At 63.2% G+C, this 23,521-nt stretch carries 20 protein-coding genes, 4 tRNA genes and 1 pseudogene; 10 read left to right on the top strand and 15 right to left on the bottom strand.

Annotated elements, in window-relative coordinates; genetic code table 11:
• Window positions 1-177: 177 nt before the first annotated feature.
• Window positions 178-1,872, bottom strand: a complete 1,695-nt coding sequence (locus DLM46_RS18430; RefSeq protein WP_115102578.1) for a transglycosylase SLT domain-containing protein — start codon at window positions 1,870-1,872, stop codon at window positions 178-180.
• Window positions 1,873-2,028: 156 nt separating this feature from the next.
• Complete coding sequence (gene gloB / locus DLM46_RS18425; RefSeq protein ID WP_115102281.1) at window positions 2,029-2,820, bottom strand: hydroxyacylglutathione hydrolase; 792 nt, start codon at window positions 2,818-2,820, stop codon at window positions 2,029-2,031.
• Between the two features lie 17 nt (window positions 2,821-2,837).
• On the opposite strand from gloB, the gene DLM46_RS18420 reads away from it, so the two are divergent.
• The 5 genes and pseudogenes from DLM46_RS18420 to DLM46_RS40365 form a co-directional block, all read left to right on the top strand.
• Window positions 2,838-3,689: a class I SAM-dependent methyltransferase gene (locus DLM46_RS18420; protein ID WP_115102278.1), complete on the top strand. Its 852-nt coding sequence runs from the start codon at window positions 2,838-2,840 to the stop codon at window positions 3,687-3,689.
• On the top strand, window positions 3,686-4,132 hold the full coding sequence (gene rnhA / locus DLM46_RS18415; protein WP_115102275.1) for a ribonuclease HI: 447 nt from the start codon (window positions 3,686-3,688) through the stop codon (window positions 4,130-4,132). The genes DLM46_RS18420 and rnhA overlap by 4 nt, the downstream gene beginning before the upstream one ends.
• 80 nt (window positions 4,133-4,212) lie before the next feature.
• On the top strand, window positions 4,213-4,947 hold the full coding sequence (dnaQ, locus tag DLM46_RS18410; protein WP_115102273.1) for a DNA polymerase III subunit epsilon: 735 nt from the start codon (window positions 4,213-4,215) through the stop codon (window positions 4,945-4,947).
• Window positions 4,948-4,995: 48 nt separating this feature from the next.
• A tRNA-Val gene (locus DLM46_RS18405) sits at window positions 4,996-5,070 on the top strand.
• Between the two features lie 218 nt (window positions 5,071-5,288).
• Window positions 5,289-5,513, top strand: a pseudogene (locus DLM46_RS40365) (ATP-binding cassette domain-containing protein); the annotation flags it as partial.
• Between the two features lie 94 nt (window positions 5,514-5,607).
• Here the strand turns inward: DLM46_RS40365 and DLM46_RS18395 are convergent.
• The 3 genes from DLM46_RS18395 to DLM46_RS18385 form a co-directional block, all read right to left on the bottom strand.
• Complete coding sequence (locus DLM46_RS18395; RefSeq protein WP_115102269.1) at window positions 5,608-6,072, bottom strand: DUF2214 family protein; 465 nt, start codon at window positions 6,070-6,072, stop codon at window positions 5,608-5,610.
• A gap of 150 nt (window positions 6,073-6,222) precedes the next feature.
• Window positions 6,223-7,077 (bottom strand): hypothetical protein, encoded by an 855-nt coding sequence (locus DLM46_RS18390; protein ID WP_115102575.1) that lies wholly within the window; start codon window positions 7,075-7,077, stop codon window positions 6,223-6,225.
• Between the two features lie 279 nt (window positions 7,078-7,356).
• A complete protein-coding gene (locus DLM46_RS18385) occupies window positions 7,357-8,421 on the bottom strand; it encodes a glycosyltransferase family 4 protein (protein WP_115102268.1) in 1,065 nt (354 codons plus the stop codon).
• 696 nt (window positions 8,422-9,117) lie between these two features.
• On the opposite strand from DLM46_RS18385, the gene DLM46_RS18380 reads away from it, so the two are divergent.
• A complete protein-coding gene (locus tag DLM46_RS18380; RefSeq protein WP_115102572.1) occupies window positions 9,118-10,953 on the top strand; it encodes an ABC transporter ATP-binding protein in 1,836 nt (611 codons plus the stop codon).
• A 137-nt stretch (window positions 10,954-11,090) separates the two neighbouring features.
• Here DLM46_RS18380 and otsA read toward each other — a convergent pair whose 3' ends face one another.
• Window positions 11,091-12,551: an alpha,alpha-trehalose-phosphate synthase (UDP-forming) gene (otsA, locus tag DLM46_RS18375; protein WP_115102570.1), complete on the bottom strand. Its 1,461-nt coding sequence runs from the start codon at window positions 12,549-12,551 to the stop codon at window positions 11,091-11,093.
• Window positions 12,552-12,618: 67 nt separating this feature from the next.
• Window positions 12,619-13,368 carry a trehalose-phosphatase gene (gene otsB, locus DLM46_RS18370; protein ID WP_115102266.1) on the bottom strand — a complete coding sequence of 250 codons (750 nt, stop codon included), beginning with the start codon at window positions 13,366-13,368 and terminating at the stop codon, window positions 12,619-12,621.
• Between the two features lie 500 nt (window positions 13,369-13,868).
• On the opposite strand from otsB, the gene DLM46_RS18365 reads away from it, so the two are divergent.
• The 3 genes from DLM46_RS18365 to DLM46_RS18355 are packed head-to-tail and all read left to right on the top strand — an operon-like array spanning window position 13,869 to window position 15,845.
• On the top strand, window positions 13,869-14,438 hold the full coding sequence (locus DLM46_RS18365) for an SCO family protein (RefSeq protein ID WP_115102568.1): 570 nt from the start codon (window positions 13,869-13,871) through the stop codon (window positions 14,436-14,438).
• A gap of 18 nt (window positions 14,439-14,456) precedes the next feature.
• Window positions 14,457-14,927: a copper chaperone PCu(A)C gene (locus DLM46_RS18360; protein WP_115102264.1), complete on the top strand. Its 471-nt coding sequence runs from the start codon at window positions 14,457-14,459 to the stop codon at window positions 14,925-14,927.
• 15 nt (window positions 14,928-14,942) lie between these two features.
• Window positions 14,943-15,845: a cytochrome c oxidase assembly protein gene (locus DLM46_RS18355; RefSeq protein ID WP_244306286.1), complete on the top strand. Its 903-nt coding sequence runs from the start codon at window positions 14,943-14,945 to the stop codon at window positions 15,843-15,845.
• A gap of 37 nt (window positions 15,846-15,882) precedes the next feature.
• Here the strand turns inward: DLM46_RS18355 and DLM46_RS18350 are convergent, their stop codons facing one another.
• From DLM46_RS18350 to uvrC, 8 genes are all read right to left on the bottom strand, one after another.
• Window positions 15,883-16,377 carry a GNAT family N-acetyltransferase gene (locus DLM46_RS18350; RefSeq protein ID WP_115102263.1) on the bottom strand — a complete coding sequence of 165 codons (495 nt, stop codon included), beginning with the start codon at window positions 16,375-16,377 and terminating at the stop codon, window positions 15,883-15,885.
• A gap of 266 nt (window positions 16,378-16,643) precedes the next feature.
• Entirely contained in the window at window positions 16,644-17,402 is a 759-nt protein-coding gene (locus DLM46_RS18345) for a TraB/GumN family protein (RefSeq protein ID WP_115102262.1), read from the bottom strand.
• Window positions 17,403-17,450: 48 nt separating this feature from the next.
• A complete protein-coding gene (locus DLM46_RS18340) occupies window positions 17,451-17,765 on the bottom strand; it encodes a hypothetical protein (protein ID WP_208866298.1) in 315 nt (104 codons plus the stop codon).
• Between the two features lie 306 nt (window positions 17,766-18,071).
• Window positions 18,072-18,145 (bottom strand) — tRNA-Cys (locus tag DLM46_RS18335).
• Between the two features lie 104 nt (window positions 18,146-18,249).
• Window positions 18,250-18,325, bottom strand: a tRNA-Gly gene (locus tag DLM46_RS18330).
• Window positions 18,326-18,387: 62 nt separating this feature from the next.
• Window positions 18,388-18,463 (bottom strand) — tRNA-Gly (locus tag DLM46_RS18325).
• 217 nt (window positions 18,464-18,680) lie between these two features.
• Window positions 18,681-19,271 carry a CDP-diacylglycerol--glycerol-3-phosphate 3-phosphatidyltransferase gene (gene pgsA / locus DLM46_RS18320; protein ID WP_115102261.1) on the bottom strand — a complete coding sequence of 197 codons (591 nt, stop codon included), beginning with the start codon at window positions 19,269-19,271 and terminating at the stop codon, window positions 18,681-18,683.
• A gap of 177 nt (window positions 19,272-19,448) precedes the next feature.
• Window positions 19,449-21,683 (bottom strand): excinuclease ABC subunit UvrC, encoded by a 2,235-nt coding sequence (gene uvrC / locus DLM46_RS18315; protein ID WP_115102260.1) that lies wholly within the window; start codon window positions 21,681-21,683, stop codon window positions 19,449-19,451.
• 359 nt (window positions 21,684-22,042) lie between these two features.
• On the opposite strand from uvrC, the gene earP reads away from it, so the two are divergent.
• Window positions 22,043-23,236, top strand: coding sequence for an elongation factor P maturation arginine rhamnosyltransferase EarP (gene earP / locus DLM46_RS18310; RefSeq protein WP_115102566.1), 1,194 nt, complete (start codon window positions 22,043-22,045; stop codon window positions 23,234-23,236).
• The last annotated feature ends 285 nt before the right edge of the window (window positions 23,237-23,521 follow it).

The following is a 23,521-nucleotide window of genomic DNA, read 5'->3' as shown; positions in this document are numbered from 1 at the left end:
TCTGGCCGAAGCACGAAAGATAAAGCAAACCGGCCAAATTCGCCGGAAATAATCTGCACATGAAAAACGCCGTCACCACAGGTGACGGCGTTGGAAAAAACACGGTGTGATCGGAGCGCAATTCACGCGCTGCCCCCGCAGCGCATGTGGTCACTCCCGTGGGAGCCGCTTTTTGGTCTACTGGCCCTTCTTCGCGTTGGCCGCGGTCTTCGGGCGGCTGTCTGCCGCGGCCTTCGACGCCTTGCCGGACGTGGAAGCCGACACCTTCGTCACCTTGCCCTTGCTGGCGCCCGATGCTGTCGACTTGCTGGCTTTGCCCACCGGTTCGGATACCTTCACCACGGCGGACCGGCCACGCCCCTTCTTCCTATCGTAGCGTGAATCGTTTCTTGTGTCTGCGACGCGGGTGCCGATCTTCTCGACGCCGCCACCCTGCACGTCCGTCGCGATGCGCTCGGGGCCGGGTTCGCTCGGCATCGCCTTGCCGACCGGCACGTGCAGCACGATCACCTGGCCACGCGAGACCTGATCGCGATGCGTGCGATTCCACGCCTTCAGCTGACCGACCGAGACGCCGTAGCGCACGGCGATAGCCGCCATGGTCTGATTGCGGCGCACGCGGATCAGCATCTTGCGGGTATCGGGGACGTCGGGCTCCATCGCCAGCACGGCACTTTCGGCGACGTCCGCGCTGATGTCCTCGTCGTCGTCCGAAGCGCGCGGCACGACGATCGTCGAACCCGGCTTCAGCCGCATGCCGGCCGGAATCTTGTTCACTTCCATCAACGTGTCGGCGTCGACGCCGATCTTTTGCGCAATCGCCGCCGGGGCCGAACGCTCCGTGACCGTGTAAGTGGTCCAGGACGACAGCGAACCGGAGTAAGTTTTCAGATTGCGCTCGAAGGCACTCGCGTTGTCGAACGGCAGCAGGATTTGCGGCTGCGTGGCGCCGAGAATCACCGGCTTCCTGAACGACGGATTCAGCGAACGAAATTCGTCGAGCGAAAGATTGGCGAGCTTCGCCGCCATTTCCACGTCGATGTCGTGCGAGGTGGTCACCGTCACGAAATATGGGTGGTTCGGAATCGACGGCAGCGCGAGCCCGTACATCTGCGGGTTCATCACGATGTTCTTCACCGCCTGCAGCTTCGGCACGTAGTTACGCGTCTCGTTCGGCATGCGCAGGCTGAGATAGTCGGTGGGCAGACCCGCCGCTTCGTTGCGCGCGATCGCGCGCTGCACGTTGCCTTCGCCCCAGTTGTACGCGGCGAGCGCCAGCTGCCAGTCACCGAACATGTCATGCAGGCGCGACAGATAGTCGAGCGCGGCACTGGTCGAAGCCAGCACGTCGCGGCGCTCGTCCTGCCACATGTTCTGCTTGAGGTTGTACGTGCGGCCGGTGCCCGGCATGAACTGCCACATGCCGGCCGCCTTCGCCACCGACAACGCCTGCGGGCTATACGCCGATTCGATGAACGGCAGCAGCGCGAGCTCGGTCGGCATATGGCGCGCCTCGAGCTCCTCGACGATGTGATACAGGTACTTCTGCGAGCGCTCCGTCATGCGCTGCACGTAATCGGGGCGCTGCGCATACCAGTTGACCTGCATGTCGACGAGGTCGGTTTGCAGGTCCGGCATTTGAAAACCACGGCGAATACGGCCCCACAGGTCGGCGTCCGCGCTCGTCAGTTGCGCGACCGAGCCCTGGTCGACGTCAATCGTCTCTTTGGCGGTGGCTGTCTTGCGAAGGGCGTCGGCTACGGCTTGCTGACTGGCGGAGTTTGTTGCGGTGGTTGGGCTATTCGTAGCTGGTCCCTGGCTCGCGCAAGCGGCGAGCATCAGAACCAACAACGCACTGAAGATAAATCTCATGAACGTCTCGGCTTCCACAAGGGCTGGAATTTGCAGCCGATAGTACGAAACGGCAACGTTTACGTCAATCGGAAAATTACGAAAAAACCAAGTAAATCTTAGGCTTGGCGAATTTTCTCGATTCTTCGCGTGAGCAATACCCTTATGCCAATCCGGTCAACGGAAGCGATTCTTCCATTCGCGCATCAGCGTGAATGCGGTCAACCGGTCAGGCACTTGTTCGTGCAACTGCTCCTGCAAGGTCGTTTGAATCGCCGGCTTGTCGGCGCGCAAAAACGGGTTCACCGCGCGTTCGTGGGCGATGGTGGTCGGCAGCGTCGGCACTTGACGCGCGCGCAGTGCGCTTGCCTCGTCGCGCCATGCCTGCAGTTCGGCGTTGCCCGGTTCGCACGCCAGCGCGAAGCGAATGTTCGACAGCGTGTATTCGTGCGCGCAGTGGACCTCGGTGGCGCCAGGCAGCGCAGCGAGCGAATCGAGCGATGCGAGCATCTGCGCGGGCGTGCCCTCGAAAAGCCGGCCGCAGCCGCACGCGAACAGCGTGTCGCCGCAAAACACGTGCGGCGTGCCGCGCGGATCGGCCGCCTGAAAATAGGCAATGTGACCGCTCGTATGCCCCGGTACGTCGAGCACGCTGAATTCGAGCGCGGGCGCCTCAATCTTCACGCGATCGCCATTTCCGAGGCGCTGCGTGAGATGCTCGATCGCTTCACCTGCGGGGCCGTACACCGGCACCGGCTGGCCGTTCAGCAGATCGGCCACCCCGCCGACGTGGTCTTGATGATGGTGCGTGAGTAAAATAGCGCTCAGCCGCCAACCCCTTTTCGCCAGATAAGCGCGAACAGGCGCGGCCTCACCCGGATCGACGACCACCGCGTGGTGTCCGTCGGACACGAGCCAGATGTAATTGTCTTCAAACGCCGGGACCGGTACGTACTCGAGCGCATTCATAGGCGACGCATTTTGATATGACTGATCGATCGATTATAGACTGGCCCGCGTGGACCGATTCGCCCCCCGGCCGCTACGTGCTCGACTGGGAACAGACCCAGCTCGACCGTGTGGTGTCGGACGTGTTCGGTTACCATGCGCTGCAACTCGGCCTGCCGCAGCTCGACGCCTTGCGCGAGAACCGCATGCCATGCCGCGGCCTCGTGCTCGACGCCGCGAGCGGCGCCAGCGCGCCCTACGCTTTTCCGCGCGGCCCGGCGCAGGCGGGCAATGGCCTCGGCAACGGCGCCGGGCAAGGTTCACCCGCGGATTTGCCCGCGCCGGCCGGGCGCAGCGCAGTCTGGTGCGATCTGCTCGACTTGCCGTTCGAAGCACAAAGCGTCGATCTGATCGTCATGCCGCACACGCTGGAATTCACTAGCGATCCGCACCGGCTATTGCGCGAAGCGGAGCGCGTGCTGATGCCCGAAGGGCAGCTGATCATTCTCGGCTTCAATTCGCTGTCGCTGTGGGGCGCGCGGCAGTCGGTCGGCAAGATGACCGGCCGGCCGTTCGTGCCCGCGGCGGTCGATCTGATTGCGTTCACGCGCCTGAAGGACTGGATCAAGCTGCTCGGTTTCGACCTTGAACGCGGGCGCTTCGGCTGCTATCGTCCGCCGCTTGGCAGCGATCAGTGGCTCTCGCGTTACGGCTTCATGGAAGCCGCCGGCGACCGCTGGTGGCCGATTTTCGGCGCCACCTACATGATCAAGGCGATCAAGCGCGTGCGCGGCATGCGCCTCGTCGGCCCGCTGAAAGTGAAAAAACCCGTCCTTGCCGCGGGCCTTGCGCCCGCTGCCACACCGAATACACGCAACCACACCCAATGACTTCCGATCTCATCGATATTTATACCGACGGCGCCTGCAAGGGCAACCCCGGCCCCGGCGGCTGGGGCGCGCTGCTGCGCTTCGGCGCCCAGGAAAAAGAACTGTTCGGCGGCGAAGCCAACACCACCAACAACCGTATGGAACTGATGGGCGTGATCGCCGCGCTCGAAGCGCTGAAGCGCCCATGCAAAGTCGTCGTCCATACCGACTCGCAATACGTGCAAAAAGGCATCAGCGAGTGGATTCACGGCTGGAAAAAGAAAGGCTGGATGACCGCCGCGAAGACGCCGGTGAAGAATGCCGACCTGTGGAAACGGCTCGACGCGCTGGTCGCGCAACACGAAGTCGAATGGCGCTGGGTGCGCGGCCACAGCGGTCATCCGGAAAACGAGCGTGCGGATCAACTGGCCAATCGCGGCGTCGCATCGCTTGCAGAGATGTGATGCCCGCCTCCATGCACGCGGCGCGGCACACACGCCCGCCTTTCTTTTCCGCTGATTTTTTCGAAGCAGGCTAATCCGACATGCGTCAACTCATCCTCGATACCGAAACCACCGGACTCAATGCACGCACCGGCGACCGGATCCTCGAACTCGGTTGCGTCGAACTGGTGAACCGCCGGCTCACGGGCAACAACCTGCACTTCTACATCAACCCGGAACGCGACAGCGATCCAGGCGCATTGGCCGTCCACGGGCTGACCACGGAGTTCCTCAGCGACAAACCGAAGTTCGCGGAAATCGCCGACCAGTTTCGCGACTTCATCCAGGGCGCGGACCTGATCATTCACAACGCGCCGTTCGACATCGGCTTTCTCGACGTCGAATTCGCGCTGCTGGGCTTGCCGCCGGTCAGCACCTATTGCGGCGAAATCATCGACACGCTCGCGCGCGCCAAGCAGATGTTCCCTGGCAAGCGCAATTCACTCGACGCACTGTGCGATCGCTTCGGCATCAGCAATGCGCACCGTACGCTGCACGGCGCGTTGCTCGACTCGGAGCTGCTCGCGGAAGTCTATCTGGCGATGACGCGCGGCCAGGAAAGCCTCGTCATCGACATGCTCGGCGACACGCACGCTGGTGGCAATGCATACGCGCCGCGCGTCGCGCTCGACTCGCTGGATCTCGTGGTGATTGCCGCCAGCGACGACGAACTCGCCGCGCACCAGGCTGTACTTGACGGCCTCGACAAAGCGGTCAAGGGCACGAGCGTATGGCGCCTCGAACCCGCGCCGCCCGCGGATGAGCAAACTGCTTAAAAAATACTGGACGGGTGGAAAAATCCCTGACATAATTCGGCTCTCTTCGGGTGGTTAGCTCAGCGGTAGAGCACTGCCTTCACACGGCAGGGGTCACTGGTTCGATCCCAGTACTACCCACCAGAATCTTGGTGTGTCGATCACCGAAGAATAAAGGGCTTACGTAGAAATACGTGAGCCCTTTTCTTTTTGCGCGCTTTTTGCACGTTCGCGCATCCCTTGTCGCGGCGATCACATCGGCACGTAGCAACGCGAGCGCAGCGCCTCAGTTCGAAGTCAAAAGCGCACCTTCGTACAATTGCGACCGCTTCAGCGTACTGATACAAGGGCGATATCCGCTTCAACATGTCACCTTCCACTATGCCGCGAACCGCACGCCGCTCCATGGCGATTTCTCCGTGCGCATTGCGCCTGGCGAACGCGTGTGGCTGATCGGGCATTCCGACTCAGACAAGACGACGTTCATCAAGCTGATCCAGCGGCTTTACGACATCTCGGCAGCCAGGATCACGATCGACGGCGAGGACATCGCCTGCGCGCAGCAGGCATCGTTGCGCAGTCAGATGTGAAGGCGAATCGGATAGACGATTCGACGTTGCTGGTAGGGAAGTCAATCGCTTTAATTGGGCGGGACGTCGTGCGTTGCGCACCATCACAGTTCTAGACCACGCCCGTCGGCAACCCGATGCCGCGCGCCATCCCGGATGCGGCGAACACCATCGCAATCAACAGCACCGTCTGGATCACGCAGATGTGCGCGTACCTACGCGCTCGCCGAAGATCCGGCGGACTGCCTTTGCGGAGTGCGGCACGCCAACGCATCAGCGCGAGCATCGGCGCGATTTCGAGCAGGAGGATAAGCACGAGCAGCGTCATTTTGACGTGAAAGAGCGGCTCATGCAGGTAGTAATCCGTGCCCTTCTCGAAGCCGCCGAACGCGCGCATCAATCCGGTTACGATCAGAAATAGCGCAGAGATGCCCCACCCTGTGTCGGCGCGAAATACCGAGCGCAACGCGGCAGGCACGGTTGCACGGCGCAACGCCCACGTGCGCCGGAGAATCGACGCAAGCGCAAGGCCGTAAGCAAGCAGGTGAATAGCGGCAAGCAACCAGCGAACCAGCATAGCGACTCCCGTAAAACGACGCGACACGATCGATGTATTCTCACTCGCCGGCGTTCGCCAGGCGGTGTTGCCTCATTGATGCCCAGCATGGGCCCACGACGCTGCGCATGCCTCGGCCGCAGGCGCGGCCGATCGCCTGCAGCGTCGGATTCAGACTTGCCGCAGCGATGTATCGAGCGCCCGAGCGGCGACCCGGTCGCCTTCGGTAGCGAGCGCGGCACGGAACACGGTTTGCCGGTTGTGACCCGCCGCAGCCGGCGAATCCCACAGCAATTCGATTTTCGGCCGCCGGCCGAAACTGTCGCGCGCAAGTGAAGCCGCGGCAACCGTCCTGGCCGGCACCGCGGCCGTGCCCGGCTTGCCGGCAGCGCCGAACGCCACCGCGGGCGTCGGTGTCGGCGGGCTTGTCATGCCCTGCCCCGACGGCCAACGCACGGACAACTCGCGTGCATCGTACTGACCGACCTTGCGGCGCTCGGCCCATACGACCACCGTGCGCGTCGCCGGATCGAGCGCGACCGCATAGCGGCCAATCGCGAAGCGCCGCGCGGCGATATTGGTGCGCCACAGCGCGCGCGGCCGGCAAATCCACACGACCGCTGCGTACAACGCCGGTGCAGCCAGCAGCCAGCCATTGGTGGCCGCCACCGCTTGCGCGGCGTGCCGCCAGCCCGCGCTCGCCGCAAAGGCGCCGACCGACCAGGCCGCGAACAGGAATCCCAGGAAAGCAAACAGACGCAGAGCCTGCCGCAGCCATTGCGGCAACGGATGAAACGGCCGCTCGGCCACCGCGCGCGCGCCCGGCAGGAAGATCAGCAGGAACAGGAAGACGAGGTTGATGCACGCCCACGGCGACGACACCATCGCCACCAGCGACGCGCTCAGATCCATCTGCGCCATCGAAAAAAGCCAGCGAGCCAGGAGCACGAGACCGATGGCGCGCAGCGCGAAAATCGTTCCGGCACCGGGCGCCGCGTTCGCACGCGTCTCTTTCGTTCTCGCCAAGGCATCCTCCTTTCGTCGGCGGCGCCGCAGCCAGATTTGCGGCAGGGCCATTATAGGGATATTACTGAGCGCGGCTCATGCTTGCCGGCCCGAAAACCGCACTTTCTACCGCTCGCGGGGAAAAACGCGGCGCGCATGCAACAACGCCCCGCGTGCATGACGCACGCGGGGCGTTGCTGGCGGCTGGCGGCGTCGCCCGGAAGCGCTCCGCAAGCCGGCTTCTGCTGCTTTGACCGACTAAGCCATTGGCTAGACGTAGCGTCGATTCGCCCGCGTCGATTAGCCGGCGTTGACTTCGCGCAGCACCGTGCGGTGCTTCTGACGCAGCAGCTCTTCATAGGTGGCGACGTAGTTCTGCGCCATGACCTTCGACGAGAAGCGCGATTCGAACGCCTGGCGCACCTTGGCGCGCGGCAGCGTGTGCAGACGCTTCACGGCGGCGACCGCACTGATTTCGTCTTCGACGACAAAGCCCGACACGCCGTTTTCGATCACTTCCGGCACCGAACCGCGATTGAACGCGATCACCGGCGTACCGCAAGCCATGGCCTCGATCATCACCAGACCAAAGGGCTCCGGCCAGTCAATCGGGAACAGCAGCGCATGCGCATTGCCGAGGAACTCGGTCTTTTCGGCTTCGCTGATTTCGCCGATGTATTCGACGTGCGGCAGCGACATCAGCGGCTTGATCACTTCGTCGTAATACGCGCGGTCGGCCTTGTCGAGCTTGGCGGCAACCTTGATCGGCATACCGGCCTGCTCGGCGATGCGGATCGCCGTGTCCAGGCGCTTTTCCGGCGAAATACGGCCGAGGAACGCGAGGTAGCTCGGCTTCACGTCCTTGATCGGCGTGAGCAGGTTTTCCGGCAGGCCGTGATAGACGGTTTGCAGCCAGTTGGCCTGATGCAGCGGGATGCGCTGATTGTCCGAAATCGACACCACCGGCACGTCGCTGAACGTATTGAAGATGGGCTGCAGTTCCGGCAGATCCAGGCGGCCGTGCAACGTGGTCAGGAACGGCACCGGTTGACGGGCGAACAGCGAGAACGGGTAGTAGTCGATGTGGAAATGCAGCACGTCGAATTCGTCCGCGCGGCGGCGCACTTCTTCGAGCAGCAACATGTGCGGCGCCATCACGTCGCGGATCGTCGGGTCGAGGCGCAGCGCTTGCGGCCAGAATGCTTCGAGTTTCGCCGAGGTCTGTGAATCGCCGCTCGCAAAAAGCGTCACGTCATGGCCCTGCTCGACCAGCGCTTCGGTCAGGTAGGACACCACGCGTTCCGTGCCGCCATACAGCTTGGGAGGAACCGCCTCGTGCAACGGAGCGATTTGAGCGATTCGCATAATGGGGAACTCCTCGTAAAAAATCAGGCAAAGGTACTGCGTTTGGTTAAAAGCGACTCGCTTGCTCGCCAGGGCAGTCTGGCCGGTTGATCCCGGCACGGGCCTGTTTCTTTCGAGAAATCCTGCGATGGATCGCTTGGGTAGTGAGCCCAGATCGATGTCGTCAACGTCTGCGCATGTGCCGGTAAACGCACGCACGGCACCTACGTTGACAAACTGTCAGATATTTCGCTGGGCCAACAGAGCACGCATTATCGGTGCCGGAATTTGCGCTGCACCATAACATTTCAAAGTCTTTACGTTGTTACAAAGGCGAAACACTTTACAAACCCTTGTTTTATAAGCCAGTTCTAGAGTAGCCACTGGCTTGCAACGCGGAACTTCGAACGCGGCTCTGTAAGCTCTTGCGTCAACTTTGCCGGCAAGCATTGAAGAAATGCGTCGGCAAAGTTGTATGCAACTTGTAATTATATCCCGAAATATTCCGCAGCCTGCGTGAACCACCTGCCCGTTGACGGGTCGAGCCATAACAGGTCGCGGTGGTCTATCGCGCAATCAGTCGCGTCGGCACGCCGGATACCCAAGGCGCAATCGCTTTTGCATGTTTACAATGCGAAGCATCGGCTTCGCGGCGAGCTATTCGCCGTGGCCCATGCTTTGCATGCACAACCCGAAACACTCCGACCTCACGATCAATTGGAACACTCAACCGTCGCCCAGCGTAATGCCCAGAACGCAAAGCTTGCGAGCTATGCGCATCGGCCGCTTGCGTTTCTTTTCCGCTTCATCCGCCGCCACCCGCTCGCGCATGCGATTGTCCTGTGCAGCGTGATTGCAGCCGTGGGCTGTGCGCTCGGTTCGCAATACGCGATCAAACATCTGATCGACGTGCTCGGCGAAGGCCGGCATCATCCCGGTCCGCTTTGGGGGGCGTTCGCCATCCTCGTCGGTCTGATCGGCGCCGACAACCTGCTGTGGCGGGTCGGCGGCTGGTTCGCCGCGCATACCTTCGTCGCCGTTACGGGCGACTTGCGGCGCGATCTCTTCCAGTATTTGAGCGGCCATTCGCCTACCTACTACGCCGAGAAGCAGCCGGGCATGCTCGCAAGCCGCATTACGGCAACCTCGAACGCGGTGTACACCGCCGAGAACACTACCGCGTGGAACGTGCTGCCGCCTTGTATCGCCGTGCTCGGCGCGATCGTGATGATCATCGTAGTGAATCCGCTGATGGCGGCCGGCCTGATGCTGTGTTCGGCCATTCTGTCGGTCGTGCTTTACAAGCTCGCCGGACGCGGCTCGGCACGGCATCACCACTTCGCGACCAAAGCGGCGTCGGTGGACGGCGAGCTGGTCGACGTGATCAGCAACATGGGCCTCGTGCGGGCCTTCGGCATGACGTTTCGCGAACAGCAGCGTTTCGGCGCGACGGTCAAGGCGGAGATGGAGGCGCGCCAGCAGAGCCTGCTGTATCTGGAAAAGCTGCGCCTGCTGCACGCGGTGATCACCGCGCTGCTGTCGGCCGGCTTGTTGGGGTGGGCGCTGTGGCTGTGGGATCACGGCAAGGCGACCTCCGGCGACATCGTTCTGGTCAGCTCGCTCGGCTTTACGATTTTGCACGGCACGCGCGATCTGGCCGTGGCGCTCGTCGACGTGACGCAACACGTCGCACGGCTCGCAGAAGCGGTGCGCACGCTGCTCGAACCGCACGGCATGCCGGACCGCAATGACGCGGCCGAACTCGTCCCGCAAGGCGGCCGGGTCGATTTTGAAGGTGTGACGTTCGCCTATCCGCACCGCCGGCCGATTCTCGACCACTTCGATCTGCATATCGAACCGGGCCAACGGGTGGGCCTGATCGGCAAGTCGGGCGCAGGCAAATCCACCGTGCTCGCCTTGCTGCAACGCTTCTACGAAACGCAGGGGGGCGCGATCAGGATCGACGGCCAGGACATCGCCTCGATCACCCAGGACAGCTTGCGTCATGCGATCGCGCTGGTGCCGCAGGATATCTCGCTGTTCCATCGCACGGTGTACGAGAACATCGCCTACGGCCGGCCCGAGGCGACCCGCGAAGAGGTGGTGGCGGCCGCGCGCGAAGCCCGCTGCGCGGATTTCATCGAAGCGATGCCGGAAGGTTTCGATACGATCGTCGGCGATCGCGGCGTCAAGCTGTCCGGCGGTCAGCGCCAGCGGATCGCGATTGCGAGGGCGATTCTGAAAAACGCACCGATCCTGCTGCTCGACGAAGCCACCTCGGCGCTCGACAGCGCGTCGGAAGAAGCGATCCAGAAGGCGCTCGACCGGCTGATGGTGGGCCGCACGGTGATTGCAATCGCGCACCGGCTGTCGACGCTGAACAACTTCGACCGGATCATCGTGATGAGCTCGGGCAAAGTCATCGACGACGGCAGCCCGGAAGAGCTGCGTACGCGCCCGGGTCTGTATCGCGACCTGCTTGCGAAGCAATATGGCAAGGGCACGACGCTGCATATCGGCGGCAAGAAGGTCGACGAACAGCACGTGGTTTGAACTGCGCAGCGCCGTTTTGTGCGTCCATTTGCGCAGCCGTTTGTACGACACGCATACGACACGCATCGCCAACAAAAAGCCGCTTTTCAAGCGGCTTTTTGTTTTCCGACGTAGCCGCGAACGGCCTTCATAGCGGCTTACCCGGCCAACGTTTCGCGCACCGCTTTCTTGCCTGATCCAGCCCGCACCTTCACGGTTCTCGTGCTCTTTGCACCGTTAACGCTCTGCAGGTCGCGCATGAAGTTATCGCGCCACACCGACACATTGTTCTCGCGCAACTGCACCATCATGTCGCGGTGACGCGCCTGGCGCTCCGCGAGCGGCATCTCCAGCGCCGTGGCCAGCGCGTCGGCCATGCCGTCGATATCGACCGGATTGACGATCAGCGCGCCGTCCAGCTCCTGCGCCGCACCCGCAAAGCGCGACAGCACCAGCACGCCGGGATTGTCGGGATCCTGCGCCGACACGTACTCCTTCGCAACGAGGTTCATGCCGTCGCGCAACGGCGTGACGTAGCCGACGTGCGCGGTGCGGAACAGCGCGGCCAGCACCGAACGCTCGTACTGCTTGTGGATGTAGAGAATCGGCGTCCAGTCGAGCTCGGCAAAGCGGCCGTTGATGCGGCCCGACTCGCCTTCGAGCTGCAGGCGGATGTCCTGGTAGGCGTTCATGTCGGCGCGCGTCGGCGGTGCGATTTGCAGGAACGACACCTTGTTGCGCTGCGCGGTCGCGTGTTCGAGCAGGCGCTCGAACGCGCGGAAACGCTCGACCAGCCCCTTCGAATAATCGAGCCGGTCCACGCTCATGATCAGCTTGCGCGAATGCAGCGTCGCCTTCATCGTACGCACCGGTTTGCCACGCTCGCCCGCTTTCGCGAGCTCGGCTATCTCGTCCGGATACACGCCGATCGGGTAAGCCGCCGCGCGCAGCGTGCGGCCGAACGCGTGAACGGTCAACGGGCCACGCGCCGACACATCGACAGTGCCGTTCGCCTCGTTGACGATGTAATCGCCGAACGCGCGCAGATCCGGCGCGGTCTGGAAGCCGAGCAGATCGAACGAACACAGCGCTTCGACCAGTTCGCGATGCGGCGGCACCGCAAGCAGAACCTGCGAAGCCGGAAACGGAATATGCAGAAAGAAGCCAATGCGATTCTTCACACCGGCCGCACGCAACGCTTGCGCAAATGGAATCAGGTGGTAGTCGTGGACCCAGATCACGTCGTCCTCGCGCAAGAGCGGCACGAGTTGCTGCGCGAGCCATGCATTGACGCGGCAGTAGCCCTCGAAGTCGTGACGATCGTAATGCAGCAGATCAGCGCGATAGTGGAACGCGGGCCATAGCGTAGCGTTCGAGAAGCCGCGGTAATACTGATCGTAGTCGCGCCGCATCAGCGCGATGGTCGCGAAGGTCACCGGCCCGCGCTCTTCGACCTTGATCTGTGGCTGGCCCGAGCTCAGCACGTCGCCGCTCCAGCCGAACCACATGCCGCCGGTTTCCTTCAGCGCGTCGTACACGCCGACCGCCAGCCCACCGGCCGCCGGGCCGCCTTCCGAGATCGGCGCGACCCGGTTCGATACGATGATCAGTCGGCTCATGAAGCGCGACTCCCGATGCAGTGCGTTATGCAGGTTGAGCGATATGTTGGACGAGACGGCGCAGTCATCATGCTCCGCGCGCCGCCGCGACAATCGACTCGAGCCATTCGAGCAAGGCGGAGACCGACTCGATGCGCGTATGCGCCATCGTGTCGCCCGCGCCGACCTTGATCGACAGGCCGCCGCGATCGTTGACGACGGCAAAGCCTTTCTCGTCGGTCAGATCGTCGCCGGCAAACACCGCAAAGCGGCTGACGAACGGCGGTTCCTCGAGAAACGCGCGCAGCGCGCGGCCCTTGTCGACGTCCTTGGGTTTGATCTCATAGACCATCTTGCCGGGCTGCAATACATAAGAGCCGGCATAATCGGCGACCAGCCGCTCGGTTGCCTCGCGCGCCACCGGCTCGCGGTCCGGCGCATTGCGATAGTGCAGCGCGAGCGCCGCGCCCTTGATCTCCAGCAGCATGCCGGGATTCGAATTGACGACCTGCGCGAGCACCTGCTCCATGCGCAGCAAACGTTCGTCGTGAAAGCCAATACGCTGTGTGTCGCCGTTCGCGTCGCGCCGCTCGGCGCCGTGCAGGCCGGCGATCGGCAGATCGGGCATGCCGAGGAAAGCATCGATACTATCGATGCCGCGCCCCGACACGATCGCGACCGCGCCGTTCGTCAGACGCCGCAATTCAGTCAGCAGCACGATGACCTTGGGTCGCACCAGCACGCCATCCGGCGTGGGCGCGAGTTCGACGAGCGTGCCGTCGAAGTCGAAGAAAAATGCCGTCTCGCTCGGAGACAGAACTGCCGGAAGTGCTTGCATCGGTTAGTTTTGCCTTTCAGCCCTCTGCGGCCGGAAAAGTGTGCGCATCTTACCGCGCATCCACCCATTTTTCGAGAAAGTAAGCGAGGACACAAGCCCGGCGGAGGCGTGCGAGCCGCGGCCACCGCGGATTGCGTTCAAAAAGAGAACAATCTGGCTTCATCGAGCTTTCAGCCGCCTGCGTCAAATTGCCTCGCAAACCGCCCGCCAGCAGGCGCTGCGCGACGCCACCGGGCTTTTTGCGATACAGTCGCAGCCACGCAGCCCATTCCGGTTACGGCCATATTTGCACACTATGGCGATCCGTGCGCCTTGCGCGAGGCGTGCTTGCGCGCTGCCCCATCGCCTCGTGCGTGACCTGCGCGCGCCAGTTCGTGTACCGCTCTTCAATCGAGTCATTGATACCTGCTTTGTTCCCGCCCATCTCATCCCGACGCCGGCAACCAGACTTTGCATCGCCACATCGCGCGTGGTCGAAGCGCGTGGTCGCGTTGACGGTCATGGTGGGCGCGCTGGCCGCGCTAAGCGGCTGCACGCATCGCGCCGAACCGTGGCAGTTGACCAACGTGACCGGCCACTTGCCGGATCTGGACTTCTCGCTGACCGGCGACGACGGCCGCCCCGTCAGCAGTGAGTCATTCAAGGGCCGCACGTCGCTCGTCTACTTCGGCTACACGCATTGCCCGGATGTCTGCCCGGAGACCATGGGCCGTTTGATGCAGGTGCTCGGCAAGCTCGGCGCGGACGCGCAAAAGGTGCGCATCCTGTTCGTCACCGTCGATCCGGCACGCGACACGCCCAAGGCCTTGCACGACTACGTCGACGCCTTCGACTCGCAGCACGCCGAAGGGCTGAGCGGCACCGACTGGCAAATCGAATCGCTCGCCAAGCGTTACCGGGTCGCCTATCAGATGGAAAAGCGCGACCCCAACGGCAACTACGAAGTCACGCATAGCTCCGCCGTCTACGTGTTCGACCCGCAAGGCCATGCGCGCCTGCTGGCCACCGATCACGACACACCCGATGCGATCGCACAAGACCTGCGCCGTATCATTGAAGACCGCTCCTGACCTTTCCCGAGTCCACCCATGTCGATCAAGATCAAGACGTTCGCCGCATTGAGTTGCGCCTTCGCCCTTTCCGCCCTTTCGTTCGGTTTCGCCCCAGGCGCGCAAGCGGCCGGCGCGCACGCGATCAGCGCCAGGGAGGCGTGGGTTCGCTGGCTGCCGAACAATCTGCCCGCCGCGGGCTACGTGACGCTGGTGAACGCGAGCGATAAGCCGATCGACCTCGTCGATATTTCCAGTAACGACTATGGTGACGCGATGCTGCATCAAACCGTGTCGAACGGCTCGACGCAAAAGATGGTGATGGTCGACAAGCTGACGGTGCCCGCGCATGGCCAGGTCGCGATTGCGCCAGGCGGCTACCACGTGATGCTCGAAGACGCGAAGCATAAGGTGAAGCCGGGCGACACCGTGCATCTGACGCTGAAGTTCTCCGACGGCGAAACGCTCGACACGCCGTTCGCCGTCAAATCGCCCGCACAGACCAAGTAACAGCAACGACGCACGATGAACCCGCTCTACTGGCTCGATCCCTGGGAGTTCTCGCCGATCGTCGTGATCGCATTGCTGGTGCCCGCGATCCTGTTTGTGCGTGGCGCACGCAAAGCGAAGGTATCGATCGCCCGGCGCGTTTCCTTCTGGTTCGGGCTGGCCGCGTTGTATGTCGCGCTGCATACGCGGCTCGATTACTTCTTCGAGCATGAGTTCTTCATGCATCGCGCGCAGCATCTGGTGCTACATCATCTTGGCCCTTTCTTCATCGCGCTGTCGTATCCGGGCGCCGCATTGCGTGCGGGCATTCCGTTCAGCTGGCGCCAACGCTTCGTGCGGCCCGCGTTGCAAACCCGCGTGGTGCGCAAGGTGCTCGACCTGGTGATGCATCCGGTGGTTGCAGTCACATTGTTCGTTGGACTGATTTATTTCTGGCTGATGTCGCCGATTCACTTCGTAGCGATGCTCGACTGGCGGCTCTACCGCGTGATGAACTGGAGCATGGTGATCGACGGCCTGCTGTTCTGGTGGCTCGTGCTCGATCCGCGCCCGGCGCCGCCAGCGCGGCTGTCGCCCGGCAAGCGCGTGCTGGTGGTGATCGCCGCGATTCCGCCGCAGATCATCCTCGGCGCATTCATTTTCTTTTCGCCGCGCGAGCTATATCCGATCTATTCGATCTGCGGACGCGCCTTTACGTGGCTGAGCCCGATGCGCGATCAGCAGATCGGCGGACTGCTGCTGTGGATTCCGGGTTCGATGATGAGCGTCATCGGCGCCCTACTCGCCTTGCGTCACTGGATGCGGCTATCGGCGCGCGGACGCCTGCGTGGCGAACGCGGCGCCGGCGCGCCGCCTGACGCAAGCTCCCTCGGTGGCCGCCAGCGCGCAACGCTGACGCTGGAACTTTCAAAGCGTTGAATGCGGCCGGCGCGGCTGCGCCGGGCTTCGTCGAAGCTTAGACCGAACGCATCCACACGTGCGGGATGCCGTCCTCTTCGTGAATGTCCGAGATCGGCGCAAAGCCGAAAGCGCCATAGAAAGCCTGCAGATGCGCCTGCGCATGCAAACGGATCGGCGTGCCGGGCCACTGGACCCGGATGTGAGCCAGCGCGCGCTCGAGCATCGCGTTACCGAGTCCGATGCCGCGGAACTCCGCCGTCGTCAGCACGCGGCCGATGCGGATATCGGGATCTGCCGCGTCCGGCACCAGCACGCGGAGATAACCTGCCAGCGGCGGACGGCGCTCGCCGGGACCGAAGGCGAACAGGTGCCAGGCCTGCGTGTCGAGCCCGTCGATATCGGCATAAAGGCAGTTCTGCTCGACGACGAACACCGCGCTGCGAGCGGCCAGCATTGCATAGACTTCGGCGGTGGTAAGGTCGTCGAAGGCTTTCCAGTGCCATTCGAGCTGCGCCAGCGGCGTGGCGGCAGTGGGCTGCGGTTCGGTCATGAGAAGGCTCAAAAGGGAGCACCGGGGCGGCGGCGATGCGGAATTATGCCGCGCCAGAGCGGCTTAGGCTACGCCGCCCCCATCTCGTGGGTCAGGCTACGCCGCGCCAATCTCGCGGAACGACGCGGTGCATTGCTTGCAACGCGCGGCCTGGCTTCGGTGGCGCGCAGCCGCCACGGCCGGAGATCGCCCTCGTCCCGCACGTCGCGTGTATTCAGTGTGCTTTTCGCCAGGTTCGGCTCGTGCGCCTGCCCATAGCCAATCCACTATGCGCCCAGGAAAGCAGGCTCGACGGGGCGCGCGAGACGCTCGATCAGATTGCCAGGACCGCACAAATGCAGCGCGCCGACGACCACCAGCGTCCGCTCAGGCCGCCCGAGCATCGCCGTCACACGCTCCGCCCACGCGTGATTGCGCGCATCGAGAATCGCGTGGCGAATACCGGGCAGGTTGAACATCGGCGACTCGACAGCAATCTCGTGCACAGCTTGCAGATCGCCATGCAGCCAGGCCGCGTGCATGCGTTCGAGCGTGCGCTGCGGCTCCTTCAGATCGGAGATCAGCAAGCCCAGCGCGGCGGAGACGGCTTCCAGCGGAATCGACTCGAGCGACGCCGCCACTTCCTCCGCAGTCTCGAGATACCGATACGGTTTGCCTTGCGCGATCGCCGAACGCAGCATGCGCGGCTCGACGCCTTCGACGACCTGTTGAAACAGCGTCGGCGCGACGATTAGCGCGGCCCACGGCCGCAAATCGGCGAGCGGCGCCAGCGGGCCGTCGACAGGCCATACGGCCTGGAGCTGATTCCAGGCGTCGGCGCAGAGCAAAGGACGCAGTTGATCCGCACTGCTTCGCCAATGCGCCTTCAGAAACGGCAGGATGGTCGGCGGATCGGATTCGAAGACCAGTTCCTCGGCCCAATCATAGGCCTCGGCAATCCATGGCGGCGTCCGTCGGTTCGTCGCAGGGAATAGATGCATCGAGCCAAGCAGGCGTACGTTGGTGCCGGTGAGTTGTAGATACATGCGGTCTCGGGATTGGCGGGCAAGCAGGCGATTGGACAGCTAAACAATTCAATCGGCAAGGCACGGCGCGGTGCGTCGACGAACGGCGCCACGCCACGCTGTACGCACCGTAAGTGCAACGAACAGCAGAAACACGAGTTGCGAAAGGTACAGGTCCATCCGGATCGGGTGATGGAGTGCGAACCACGAATTGTGCGCCACATCCGTCACGATGACCGCCATGCAGAGGATCAGTCCGGGTCGCGGGCGTAGCAGCAGGAGCAGCGCCGTCAATGGATCGATGAAGAGCAGCGAGGTCCAGTAGATTCGCGTACCGGACTCAACGCCGCCGTAGTCCCACCAGAGGCCGTGGGCGAAGGCCACGTGCAGGTGCGTGCAGGTGCGTCCAGGTGGCGCCGACGAGGCATAGAGCGTAGATCACGCGCAGGTAGAAAGAGCGGCGTTCAGTATCGTGGATGCGCATGTCGGTGTCGGAGTGCCGGGCTTGGGCGTCTGCGCACTATAGCGGCGTGAGCAGCAAAGCGTGCGGACAAGTGCAAGGCAATGCAGTGACAGGCGACCTTGAACGGGAAGCGCGATGAAGGCGAAAGGCGTGATGAGCGATGAGCAAAATGAGGCGCACAAAAAGAAAAGCCCCGACACGGCGGGGCTTTTCTCTTCATCAACTACTGGAGGCGCGAGCCGGAGTCGAACCGGCCTAAACGGCTTTGCAGGCCGCTGCATAACCGCTTTGCTATCGCGCCGCAAGCGGACTGGAACCTAGCTGCAGATTCACAGATTTGTCTGATGACCGATCAGCACGACCGGACCACCAAACAAAAAGGGAAGCCTTGCTTCCCCTAATGTGTGGAGCGGGAGACGAGGCTCGAACTCGCGACCTCAACCTTGGCAAGGTTGCGCTCTACCAACTGAGCTACTCCCGCATGGCACTGCTTCACAACGCCTTGCATTTTTACTTCGCCAAACAACGCGTTGCTTCGAAATCTGGAGCGGGAGACGAGGCTCGAACTCGCGACCTCAACCTTGGCAAGGTTGCGCTCTACCAACTGAGCTACTCCCGCGTATTACTGCTAACTACTGCCTTAGTTACCGCTACTTCACTCTTACTGCCACCGACGTTTCGAACTGCGTGCATCGGAGAAACGAGATTATGGAGAAACGGCTGAAACGTGTCAACCCCTTTTGCGAATGTCTTTAACTGAACAGATTTCACTCACGATTTCGTCACGCCGCAGCCGGGCTTCGAGCCCCTGGAATTCAGGCCGCAATCAGATTCCCTCAGGCAACGCCGCCCCGCTCGCGGATCTGCGGCCACGCGAGCTTCATGTAATAGAGCATCGACCAGATCGTCAGGAAGGCGGCCAGATAGATCAGCCACAATCCCCACACGCGCGTGTCGACAGAGACGCCGCCGAATGACAGCGGACCGTAGAACAGCAGCATCGGAATCGCGACCATCTGGCACGCGGTCTTGAACTTGCCGAGAGAATTCACCGCGACGCTCTTCGACGCGCCGATCTGCGCCATCCATTCGCGCAGCGCCGAAATCGCGATTTCACGTCCGACGATCACCAGCGCGATCGCCGAATCGAGCCGCGCGAGTTGCACCAGCACCAACAGCGCGGCCGTCACCATCAGCTTGTCGGCGACCGGGTCGAGAAAAGCGCCGAACGCCGAGGTCTGATTCCATTTGCGTGCCAGATAGCCGTCGAACCAGTCGGTGAGCGCCGCCAGAACGAAGATCGTCGCGGCAGCCAGGTTGCGGTGCGCGAGGCTCATCATCATGTCCGGCAGATAAAACACCCCGACGACGAGCGGAATCAGCACGATTCGCAGCCAGGTCAGGAAAATCGGAAAGTTAAACGGCATGGGCAGGCGCGGCGTCTGACAAGGGAGATGCAATTGTGCCGTGTCATAGGGCCTGCCACAAGCAAAGCGGCGCGCGGGGCTTGGCCCGCGCGCCGCTTATCACCCTTCACAATCCCTTCGAGGCGCTGCCTGACGCTGCGTCGCGGCCACGCACCGGGCAGCCCCATCGCATCAGGGTCAGTGCAATTGCCGATAGATCTGCTCGGCGAGCGCCTGCGAAATCCCCTCGACGCTCGCGAGATCCTCGACGCTTGCCGCGACTACGCCACGCAGTCCGCCAAAGCGCGCCAGCAGCCGCTGGCGCCGCTTCGCACCCACACCTTCGAGTTCCTCGAGCCGCGAGGTCTGCCGCGTCTTGCCGCGCTTCGCACGCATTCCGGTGATGGCGAAGCGATGCGCTTCATCGCGGATCTGCGCGACCAGCATCAGCGCCGCGCTTTCCTTGCCGAGTTCGAGCGGCGCGCGGCCGTCGGCGAAAATCAGCGTCTCGAGACCGACCTTGCGCCCTTCGCCCTTGGCGACGCCGACCAGCATGCCCGTATCGAGACCCAGTTCCGTGAAGACCTGGCGCGCGATCTCGACCTGGCCCTTGCCCCCATCGATCAGCACAATGGTCGGCAAAATGCCGCCCGCGGCTGCCGGCTCCGCCGCATCGGGCGTGATTGACGGATCGGCCGTCGCGGCCGTTTGCGACTCAGCGGCTTCGGCGGCGGCTTCATCGGCGACATTCGCGGCGACATTCGCGGCGGCTTGCTCGACCATCCTCTCGTAGCGGCGCGTGAGCACCTGACGCATCGCCGCGTAGTCGTCGCCAGGCGTGATGCCGGTGATGTTGTAGCGGCGGTACTCGGACGACTGCATCTTGTGATGGTGATACACCACGCACGACGCCTGCGTCGCCTCACCCATCGTATGGCTGATGTCGAAGCATTCGATACGCAGATGCGCGAGATCGTCGCACTCCATGCCGAGCGTGTCGGTGAGCGCGCGCGTGCGCGACTGCTGCGAGCCTTGTTCGGACAGCAGGCGGGCGAGCGCGAGCCGGGCGTTCTGCTCGGCCATCGCGAGCCATGCACGCCGCTGACCTTGCGGCTGACGCAGCACGGTCACCTTGTGGCCGGCCTGCTCGATCAGCACGTCGACCAGCTCGCGCGTGGCCGGCGCATGGCTGACCACCAGCACCGGCGGCACGCGATTGCCCAGGTAGTGCTGCGCAATGAACGCTTCGAGAACTTCGGACTCGATGCCGCCGGCGGCGCTGCCTTTGCGCGGCTTCGAGGGAGCGCCCACATCCGTCTCGCCTTCGGCTTCCACGTCCACGGCGGTGTCTTCGGCATCTTCGGCATCTTCGGCGTCATCGTCCTGCGGCAGCTCTTGCGCGATAGCGAAGGCGTCGGCGGCATCGGACGATTCGGCCGCGCTGCCTGCAGAAGCGGACGGCGCTTCGTTTAACGTCGAACCCGGCTCGGCCGCGGCGTCGGACAGCCCCTCGCCGCCCGTTTCGAGGCCGCCCTCCTCTGCCGTCAGCGCGCTTTCCACATGCGCCGGGAAGTACGCCTTGTCACCCAGATGCCGTCCGCCGCGCACCATCGCGAGATTCACGCACACGCGTCCGCCGAGTGCGACCACCGCGAGAATATCGACGTCGCTGTCGCTGCCGACTTCGATTGCCTGCTGATGCAGCACCGTCGACAGCGAACTCATCTGGTTACGCACCGCCGCCGCCTGCTCGAACTTCAGCTCGCTCGCGAATGCGTGCATTTTCTGCTCGAGCTCTTTCATCACCTCGCCCTGCCGGCCGAGCAGAAAGCGCGATGCGTTGGCGACATCGCGTGCGTAATCCTCTGCGCCGATGGCTCCAACGCACGGCGCCGTACAACGGCCGATCTGATGCAGCAGACAGGGCCGCGTGCGGTTGTTGAACACGGAGTCTTCGCACGTGCGCAACTGGAAGACGCGCTGCAGGATCTGAATGCTCTCGCGAACGGCCCATGCGCTCGGGAACGGTCCGAAGTACTGATTCCTGCGATCCACCGAGCCGCGGTAATACGCCATGCGCGGAAACTTGTGGCCGGTCAGCTTCAGGTACGGATACGATTTGTCGTCGCGAAACAGGATGTTGTAGCGCGGCGCGAGTGCCTTGATCAGATTGTTTTCGAGCAATAGCGCTTCGGCCTCGGAGCGCGTCACGGTGGTTTCGATGCGCACAATGCGCGTCACCATCATCGCGATACGCGGCGACAGCAGGGTTTTCGTGAAGTAGCTCGAGACGCGCTTCTTGAGGTCACGCGCCTTGCCCACGTAGAGCACCGCGCCCTGCGTATCGTAATAGCGATAGACGCCGGGCAGATGCGGCAATTGGGCAAGCACTTTTTTCGGCTCGAAAGCGTCGGTTGCTTCGGGTTCGGTCATGCAGGATCGGTTGGAAGGAACAGTGTCGCGAAGCCTCGGCCCAAGTGCTGCGCGCTCGCGTTGCTCACTTGAGTACGCGCTTGCGCGCGGGACCGCGAACGAGTGCTTTAGAATCGCAAGTTTAGAACATTCCGCGCGGGTTCGAGCCCTGCTGCATCGAATGGCCCAACTCAACGGCATGGGCCGGCGGCTGAACCCAACTGCGCGGCTCAAATGCCCGATCAGGCTGCGCGACCAAGTTGCGCGGCCAAGTTACGCAACTAGGTTACGCAACCAAGCAAAGCAACGAAATCGCCCAACTAAACCGCGCACTGCACGATCCAACCACGCGCCCGCTCGAACCCGCGACCCAGGCCACCATGTCTTCCGCCACGCCCCTTCCCGAACAACCGGCCACCGCGCCCACGGCGATCGCCTGCGATATCTTTTGCGCGGTGATCGACAATTTCGGCGACATCGGCGTGTGCTGGCGCCTCGCGCGCCAATTGGCGAGTGAGCACGGCTGGCAAGTGCGCGTGCTCGTCGACGACCTGCATACATTTCAGAAGCTCTGCCCGTCGCTCACGCTCGATCGCGCGCGCCAGGCGATCGACGGCATCATCGTCGAACACTGGCACGAGCCGGCGCACGCGGGCGAGACGCTCGAAGTCGCTGACGTGGTGATCGAGGCGTTCGCGTGCGAGCTGCCGCCGATCTACGTAGCCGCGATGGCGCGGCGCGAGCGCGCGCCGGTGTGGCTGAACCTCGAATATCTGAGCGCCGAAGACTGGGTCGCGGATTTCCATCTTCGGCCGTCGCCCCACCCGCGCTATGCGTTGACGAAGACGTTCTTTTTCCCAGGGTTGGGCCCGGGCACCGGCGGCGTGCTGAAGGAACGGCATCTGGACGCCGCGCGGGCGGCCTTCGAAGCCTCGCAGCCAGCCCGCGAAGCCTGGTGGCTGAAAACCGCCGGCCGCCCGCCGCCGCCCGCCGCGGCCACCGTCATCTCGCTGTTCGCCTATGAGAACCCCGCCGTCGACAGCCTGCTCGAACAGTGGCGCGATAGCGCCGAACCGGTCGTGCTGCTCGTGCCGGAAGGCCGGATCTCGGGCGCGGTCGCACGCTTTTTCGGGTTGCCGTCGTTTGCCGCCGGCGCATACGCCGAGCGCGGCAGCCTCAGCGCCCACGCGCTCGCCTTTACCGGGCAGCCCGGCTACGACGCGCTGCAGTGGGCCAGCGACGTCAATTTCGTGCGCGGCGAGGATTCGTTCGTGCGGGCGCAATGGGCCGCGAAGCCCTTCGTCTGGCATATCTACCCGCAAGCCGATGACGCCCATCTGCCGAAGCTCGACGCCGCACTCGCCCACTACGCCCGCACCTTGCCCGCCGACGCGCGCGACGCGCTCGCGCGCTTCTGGCACGCATGGAACGGCGCCGGTCAGCCGGACTGGGCGGATTTCCAGCGTCACCGCGCCGCCCTGAAGCAACGCGCGGCCGAATGGGCGCGCGAATTGGCACAGGTGGGCGACCTTGCCGGAAATCTGGCCTTGTTCGCAAAAAGTCAGTTAAAATAAGCGGTTATCCAACGGCCGACGACGCAAGCGCGGCCCGATCGTAACAGCGAACCCCACATTTACCGGCATATCATCTGCTCTAAACGGCAGCTGAGCAGCAGATGAGGCCGCAGAAATGTCAAAAAAGGGACGCATGCTGCGAATCGGCGCCACTCGTGTAACGCCCGCACAGGGTAAAAGCAGGTAACGGATTGCAGGGAATGCAGGAATCGCAGGTATTGCCCTGCGATCCGCCGCGGGTAGCCGCGGCAAGCCGGCCACGCTTCACGCACTACCCCGGCCCAG

It is taken from the genome of Paraburkholderia lacunae, from assembly GCF_003353175.1.
Lineage (GTDB): Bacteria > Pseudomonadota > Gammaproteobacteria > Burkholderiales > Burkholderiaceae > Paraburkholderia > Paraburkholderia lacunae.
The sequence above is the reverse complement of the archived record's forward strand: the minus strand, read 5'-3'. Positions and strand labels throughout refer to the sequence as shown.